Genomic DNA, 6,625 nt, shown 5'->3' with positions numbered 1-6,625 from the left:
GGCGGCCCGGGCTGGGCTGGTCCCGGCGGCCGGCGCTGGGGCTGGGCGGAGCCAGGCCCGCTACCGCCGCTGGGGCCGCTGGGTCCGATGTTCGGCCGGCATCCGTTCGGGCGCGGTCCGCGTGCCCGGCGCGGCGACGTGCGGGCGGCCATCCTCGACCTGCTGGCCGAGGGCCATCCGTGGAACGGCTACCAGATCATCCAGGAGATCGCTGAGCGCACCGACGGGGTGTGGCGGCCGAGCGCGGGGTCGGTGTACCCGGCGTTGCAGCAGCTCGAGGACGAGGGGCTGATCAGCCCCGAGGGGGAGGGCCGCCGCCGGATGTACTCGCTGACCGCGGAGGGCCGGGCGTACGCGGAGGCGCACGCCGATGAGCTCCGCAGGTCCTGGGACGCCGCCGCCGGGATGGCCGACGAGGCCGCCCTCGAGCTCGGCGATATGATCCGCCAGGTGATGCTGGCCGTCATGGAGGTTCGGCGTGCCGGGTCGGCGAGCCAGCTCGCCGAGGCCCGCCGCGTGCTCATCGAGGCACGGCGGTCGATGTACCGCATCCTGGCCGAAGACGACACGGCAGGCACGGCAGGCACCGCGGGCACCGCGGGTGACTCGGCCGGCGCAGGCGAGGCCGCTGGCACCAGCGACAATGGAGCTAGCGAGACTACCGACTCAGCCGGCGCGGCCGGCGCCCCGGAGGGAAACGAGTGAGTGAACCGGTCGTCCAGGTCAGTGACCTGGTCAAACGGTATGGCGAGATAGAGGCGGTGCGCGGCATCGGGTTCGAGGTACAGCCGGGGGAGACCTTCGGCTTCCTCGGCCCGAACGGCGCCGGCAAGTCCACCACGATCAAGATCCTGTGCACCCTCGCGAACCCCACCTCGGGGACCGCGAGGGTCGCGGGCTATGACGTGGTGAAAAACCGGGACACCGTGCGGCGGAACATCGGCCTGGTCTTCCAGGACCCGACGGTGGACAACTACCTGACCGGCGAGCAGAACCTCCGCTTCCACGCGGACCTGTACGGCGTGCCACGGGCGCAGCTCGTGCCGCGCATGCGCCAGGTCCTGGAGATGGTGGGCCTGTGGGACCGCCGGAAGGCGGACGTCATTACGTACTCCGGTGGCATGAAGCGCCGCCTGGAGATCGCCCGCGGCCTGCTGCACGCGCCGCGGGTGCTGTTCCTCGACGAGCCGACCGTGGGCCTTGACCCGCAGACGCGCAGCTCGATCTGGGAGTACATCAACGACCTCAAGCAGCGCGAAGACATCACGATCTTCCTGACGACCCACTACATGGACGAGGCCGAGAACTGCGACAGGATCGCCATCATCGACCACGGCAAGATCGTGGCGATCGACAAGCCGCAGCAGCTGAAGGCCAGCGTCGGCAAGGACCGCGTGCAGATCACCACCAATGACGACCAGGCCGCCATCAAGGAGCTCAAGGACCGCTTCGACCTGGAGGCCGCCCTGCACGAGGGCATGGTGACGTTTAACGTGGAGTCCGGGGAGCACTTCGTGCCCCGCCTGTTCGCGGAGCTCACGCAGCCGATCCGCTCGGTGAGCGTGGCCCGCCCCTCGCTGGACGACGTCTTCATGTCCTACACCGGCAAGACGATCAGGGACGCGGAGGCGTCGATCGGCGACCGGAACCGCGCGCAAGTCATGGCGTTCCGCAGGAGGTAGCAGATGGCTATCGAAGTCACTGAGCTAGACAGCGAACGGCTCACCGAGGCGATCCGTGTCGCGGTACCGGATCGAGGACTGCGCCAGGACCTGCGCGCCGTCAGCATCGTGTGGCGCCGCGAGCTGCTCAGGTTCAAAAGCGACCGGCTGCGGGCGATCACGTCGCTGGTGCAGCCGGTGCTTTTCCTGTTCGTCCTCGGCACCGGGCTGTCCACGCTGGCCAACCGCGGGATGCCCGCGGGAATCGACTTCAGGACGTTCATCTACCCTGGCGTCCTGGCAATGTCCGTGCTGTTCACGGCCATCTTCGCGGCGGCGTCCATTGTCTGGGACAGGGAGTTCGGATTCCTGCGGGAGATGCTCGTCGCGCCGGTGAGCAGGTCCGCGCTCGTCCTCGGCAAATGCCTCGGCGGCGCGACCGTCGCCACGTGCCAGGGACTGGTGATACTCGCTCTCGCCGGGTTCGCGCACGTCCCCTACAACCTCGGGCTGTTCCTCACGCTAATCGGTGAGCTGCTGCTGTTGTCGTTCACGCTGACCGCGTTCGGCGTGATGGTGGCCGCGCAGATAAAGCAGATACAGGCGTTCATGGCGGTAACCCAGATGATGGTGATGCCGCTGTTCTTCCTGTCCGGCGCGCTTTACCCGCTGAACGGCCTGCCGGCCTGGCTGACGGTGCTGACCAGGCTGGACCCGCTCACCTACATCGTCTCCCCGATGCGGCACGCGGTGTTCAGCCACCTGAACATGGCGCCAGCGGCGCTCGCCGTGCTGAGCCCCGGGGTCACCTGGAACGGCTGGCTGGTCCCGATCGGGGTGTCGCTCGGCCTTGTGGCGGTGATGGGCGCGGCACTGCTCGGAATAGCGATCCTGCAGTTCCAGCGCACGGAGTAGCCGGACACGGAACCAACTAGACCGGACGGCGAATATCGCAAAGTCCCGCGAAATAGGGCGACGCCGGGTGGCTACGGGGGCAAACCACCCGGCGTCGCTATCATCGGCGCTCCGACGGGGGCCCGGAACGCCGGCAGCGGTGCCCCGACGGGGGACCAGAGCACCCGATATGAATCGTACACGGAAACACCCCGGGGTGTGTCAAGACCCAATTCTTAACGAATCCGCGGCGGCGTTTTCGGCACTTGAAGCCGCAAGTGCGATGCTGCCGATGCTGGCGGGACGCCGAAGGTCCCATGCGTACGCTTCCGAACCTCCATTTGATTCCGCATAGGCGGCGAGCGCCAATCCCGTCGCTGGCCGGCGACAAATGAGCGCGGGCTATCCCTGGCCTCAATCGCCGTCCGCGCGGTCCGCGGCCGGGCCAGCAGACCCGCCGGCAGACCCGCCGGAAGCCGAGTCGCCAGAGTCATCAGATGGCCCGCCGGGCTCCCTGCGGGCAGGCAGATTCATCTGGTACTCCATGAACCCGCGGACGTTGGCGGGTTCTCGCCCGCCGTTTGCGAACACCACGGCGAAATACGGAATGGCGATCGCCCCGACGGCGGGGATAGCCGTCAGCCACCCCAGGTGGTTGACGAACAAGATGATCGCGATCGCGAAGCAGACGGTGCGGATGGCCATCATGATCAGGTACCGGTGCTGGCGGTACGCGATGTCCTCGGACAGCCCACGGCGCGCCTGCGTGACAACGTGGACCTGCTGGCCGCGTCCGAGATGGCCTACCCTCATTCCCCCACGTTATCGCGCTCCGCGCGGGCCGGCTACACCACGGCCCGACCGGTCGCGCGGCCGGTCAGCTCGCCTGGCTGACCGACGACATGTTGAACGCATCCACGCGCAGCGGCGGCATCGCCACGCGGGTGAAGTAGTCGCCAAGCTCACGCGGCAGCGTGGGCGTGGTCGCGCCCGCCTCGAGCAGGCGGCCGAGCATGGCCATCGGCGACTCGTTGAACCGGAAGTTGTTCACCGCCCCCACCACCTCGCCCTCCTCCACCAGGTACACGCCGTCGCGCGTCAGGCCCGTCAGCAGCATCGTCTGCGGGTCCACCTGGCGGATGTACCACAGGCAGGTCAGCAGCAGCCCGCGTTTGGTCGACGCGATCATCGCCGGCAGGGACGTGGCCGAGTCCGCCGACATGATCAGGTTGCCCGCTGGCGGCGTCGCCGGCAGCCCGGTCAGCCGAGCCGAATACCGGCTGGAGTGCAGCGCGCTCAGCACGCCTGAGGAGATCCACGACCCGCGGCCGACGGCCAGCCCGTTGTCGAACACCGACGAGTCCCGCCCCGACGCGTGCGCGATGACGAAAGGCGCGCACTCAAGCCCCGGATACGACGGGTCGCTGAACAGGTCGACAGGCAGCGCGGACAGCCGCTCCCCGACCCGCGTCCCGCCGCCCTGCCTGGAGAACACGGTCCGGCCCTCGCCGGCGTCCCGCGCCCCGGCGTTCCAGTAGAGGTCGACCATCAGGTCGGACACCGCGGTCGGCGGCAGCAGCGTCTCGTACCGCCCGGCGGGCAGCTCGACCCGCCGCGCCTGCCACGCCAGCCGCTGCGCGAGCTCGGCGTCGAGCGCGGCGACGTCCACGTCGGTGAAGTCCCGCGTCGCCGCCCCCGCCCACGCCGACCGCGCCAGGTCGGCGGACTTGGCGTTCAGCTCAAGCCGCCCGGCCGGCTGGTCGTGCCGCAGCCGCAGCCCCGCCGAGGTGCCGAGGAACGTGGAGGTGACCCCGTGCTCGGCGAACCCGTACAGCTTGCGGCCAGCTCCCTCGGCCGCGCGCAGCGTCTCGCCGAGCTCGTGCGCGAACGCACGGAAGACTCCGAACTCCGTGGCGGCTGGAGGTCCATCCCATGATCCCGAACGATCCCGGCCGTCTGCGGCCACCAGCTCCCCGGCGTCCTCGGCCGGCGAGGCCTCGGCGGCGGCCTTCTCCGCTTCCCGCACCACGTCCTCGACCTGCCCGGGCCCGACCCCTGAGCGGGAGACGACGCCGACGCCAGCGGCGCCGTCCGGACCGTGACTCCGCCGGTCGATCGCGATCACCGTGAGGCTGCGCGAGACGGCGACCCCGTTGGTGGTCAGCGTGTTGCCGGCCCAGCGCAGGTTGGCGGTCGAGGTCTCCTCCGCGATCACGACGCAGTCACCGCCCGCCCTGGCCAGGGCCAGGGCGCGTGCGACGGTGTCCTGGGCAGACGCCGAAGGTTCGTTCGGAATCATGCGCCGCCTCCCGCCCGGCGGCCCGCGGATCGTGCACGGCCCCGGCTCATGCGCTCCCCTCCTGCGCCGTGTTGAGCACCCGTACCCCGCGGAAGAGCGCGGCCGGGGCGCCGTGGCTGACCGGCGCGGTCTGGCCCGGCTGGCCCTTGCCGCAGTTGAACGCGCCGTCGAGCACGTAGGTCTGCGGCCCGCCGACCGCCTCCATCGAGTTCCAGAAGTCCGTGGTCGTCGCCTGGTAGGCCACGTCCTTGAGCTGCCCGTCGAGCCGGCCGTTCCTGATCCGGAAGAACCGCTGGCCGGTGAACTGGAAGTTGTACCGCTGCATGTCGATCGACCAGGACTTGTCGCCGAGGATGTAGATGCCGTTCTCGACGCCGGCGATCAGCTCGGCGGTGTCCGGCCCGCCAGGCGCCGGCTGCAGGGACACGTTCGCCATCCGCTGCAGCGGCATATGGCCGGGTGAGTCGGCGAACGCGCACCCGTTGGAGCGGCCGAACCCCTTGAGCCGGGCCATCCGCCGGTCCAGCTGGTAGCCGACGAGGACGCCGTCCCTGATCAGGTCCCAGGACTGGCCCGCCACGCCCTCGTCGTCGTACCCGATCGTGGCCAGGCCGTGCGGCGCGGTCCGGTCGCCGGTGACGTTCATGACGCCCGACCCGTACTGCAGGGTGCCCAGCTTGTCGATCGTGGCGAACGACGTCCCCGCGTAGGCGGCCTCGTAGCCGAGGGCCCGGTCGAGTTCGGTCGCGTGACCGATGGACTCGTGGATGGTCAGCCACAGGTTGGACGGCGCGATCACCAGGTCGTAGCGGCCCGCCTCGACGCTCGGCGCCGCCAGCTTTGCCTGGAGCAGCTCGGGGAGTTCGGCGAGCTCGGCGGGGAAGTCCCAGCCGCCCTGCCCGCCGGATGGGCCAGTCAGGTACTCCCAGCCGCGGCCCGCGGGGGGAGCGAGCGTGCGCATGTCGTCGAAGCCGGCGGGTGTGACCGCGACGGCGGTGAGCTGCGGGTGCAGCCGGACCCGCTGCTGGGTGGCCGTGGTGGCGCCGTCGGTGTAGAACTTGCACTCCTTGATCTGGACCACGCTCGCGTCGGCGTGGGTGACCGCGTCGTGGGCGAGCAGCTGCGCGGACCACGCGCCGAGCAGGTCCACCTTGTCCTTGGGGGCGACCGTGAACGGGTCGACCTGGTAGGCCGACACCCAGGTGACGTCGCCGTAGGGCGGCTCGGGAGCGAGCTCGATGTGTTCGGTGTTCATCGCGGCGGCCACCCGCGCGACCTCGACCGCGGTCCTGGCGGCGGCGGCCGCGGCCTCCGGCGTCAGGTCGACGGTGGAGGCGAATCCCCAGGTCCCGTCCACGACGACGCGCACCGCGAGCCCGCTGTCGTCGGCGTCGGACAGGCTCTGCAGCCTGCCGTCGGACAGCGTGATCCACTGTCCCCTGACCCGCTCGACGCGGAAGTCGGCGTGCTGCGCGCCCAGCGTGCGCGCCTGGCCGAGCGCCGCGTCGGCGAGCGCGGTCAGCGGCAGGCCCGCGAACTCCGGATCGATCCGTGCGTTGCCATCATCCACGTGAACGAACCTATTCCCCCCGGGGGACGACCCGACCGGGGCCCCCCGAAAACGGGGATCCCGGCCGCGCCCGGCCGCGCCCGGCCGCGCCCGCCCCGGCTAACTGGCGGAGAACTACAAACCTTGGCCTCGATACTTCATGCCAGGCGGCATGGAAGCGGCCGGCTTCTTACGGCAAGGTGAGCGGTACCCTCGGCTGGC

At 70.3% G+C, this 6,625-nt stretch carries 6 protein-coding genes; 3 read left to right on the top strand and 3 right to left on the bottom strand.

Features of this window, described 5'->3' with window-relative positions; all coding sequences use genetic code 11:
* The 3 genes from Q1N79_RS26715 to Q1N79_RS26705 form a co-directional block, all read left to right on the top strand.
* Positions 1-705, top strand: a 705-nt coding sequence (locus Q1N79_RS26715; RefSeq protein ID WP_300613704.1) for a PadR family transcriptional regulator, incomplete at its 5' end; no start/stop codon positions are given.
* Positions 702-1,682, top strand: coding sequence for an ATP-binding cassette domain-containing protein (locus Q1N79_RS26710; RefSeq protein ID WP_300613702.1), 981 nt, complete (start codon positions 702-704; stop codon positions 1,680-1,682). The genes Q1N79_RS26715 and Q1N79_RS26710, both read left to right, overlap by 4 nt.
* A 3-nt stretch (positions 1,683-1,685) precedes the next feature.
* Entirely contained in the window at positions 1,686-2,576 is an 891-nt protein-coding gene (locus Q1N79_RS26705) for an ABC transporter permease (protein ID WP_300613700.1), read from the top strand.
* Positions 2,577-2,969: 393 nt separating this feature from the next.
* On the opposite strand, the gene Q1N79_RS26700 is transcribed toward Q1N79_RS26705, so the two are convergent.
* The 3 genes from Q1N79_RS26700 to Q1N79_RS26690 form a co-directional block, all read right to left on the bottom strand.
* Positions 2,970-3,368 (bottom strand): DUF3099 domain-containing protein, encoded by a 399-nt coding sequence (locus Q1N79_RS26700; RefSeq protein ID WP_300613698.1) that lies wholly within the window; start codon positions 3,366-3,368, stop codon positions 2,970-2,972.
* A gap of 64 nt (positions 3,369-3,432) precedes the next feature.
* On the bottom strand, positions 3,433-4,854 hold the full coding sequence (locus Q1N79_RS26695) for a metallopeptidase TldD-related protein (protein ID WP_300613696.1): 1,422 nt from the start codon (positions 4,852-4,854) through the stop codon (positions 3,433-3,435).
* A gap of 46 nt (positions 4,855-4,900) precedes the next feature.
* Positions 4,901-6,424 carry a TldD/PmbA family protein gene (locus Q1N79_RS26690; RefSeq protein WP_300613694.1) on the bottom strand — a complete coding sequence of 508 codons (1,524 nt, stop codon included), beginning with the start codon at positions 6,422-6,424 and terminating at the stop codon, positions 4,901-4,903.
* Between the last annotated feature and the right edge of the window lie 201 nt (positions 6,425-6,625).

It is taken from the genome of Trebonia sp. (assembly GCF_030042015.1).
In the GTDB taxonomy this organism is placed as follows: domain Bacteria; phylum Actinomycetota; class Actinomycetes; order Streptosporangiales; family Streptosporangiaceae; genus Trebonia.
Note: the sequence above shows the minus strand (reverse complement) of the source record. Positions and strands in the feature narration are given on the sequence as shown.

What these genes read in the sequence shown, in the direction of transcription:
- Q1N79_RS26705 (WP_300613700.1), top strand. Translation starts at nt 1,686, where the DNA reads ATGGCTATCGAAGTCACTGAGCTAGACAGCGAACGGCTCACCGAGGCG.
- Q1N79_RS26700 (WP_300613698.1), bottom strand. Translation starts at nt 3,368, where the DNA reads ATGAGGGTAGGCCATCTCGGACGCGGCCAGCAGGTCCACGTTGTCACG.
- Q1N79_RS26695 (WP_300613696.1), bottom strand. Translation starts at nt 4,854, where the DNA reads ATGATTCCGAACGAACCTTCGGCGTCTGCCCAGGACACCGTCGCACGC.